The following is a 239-nucleotide window of genomic DNA, read 5'->3' as shown; positions in this document are numbered from 1 at the left end:
ATGTGCGGCCGGGCGGCGTGGGTGGATTTGCCATGAATCACTACGTCGAATTCATCGCTGGAAGCGGTGCTGGCACCGCGCGTCAGGGCGATTTCTCCTGCGGCCAGCTCTGGCTTATTGTGCAGCGTGATCGCCACATCAATGCCGTCCGCTGCGCCGGCAGCAATCATGGCTTGCGCGCCGCTCTCTGGCGTCTCTTCGGCCGGCTGAAAAATCAGCCGCACCGTGCCGTGCAGCTG

The 239-nt window shown here is 63.6% G+C and carries 1 protein-coding gene; it reads right to left on the bottom strand.

Annotated features, from left to right (window positions below; translation table 11 throughout):
* The coding region (locus tag ACCD11_RS28475) for a M20/M25/M40 family metallo-hydrolase (protein ID WP_413316489.1) at positions 1–239 on the bottom strand (239 nt) is incomplete at both ends.

The sequence above is a fragment of the Variovorax sp. Varisp36 genome, assembly GCF_047304235.1.
Taxonomy (GTDB): domain Bacteria; phylum Pseudomonadota; class Gammaproteobacteria; order Burkholderiales; family Burkholderiaceae_C; genus Variovorax.
Note: the sequence above shows the minus strand (reverse complement) of the source record. Positions and strands in the feature narration are given on the sequence as shown.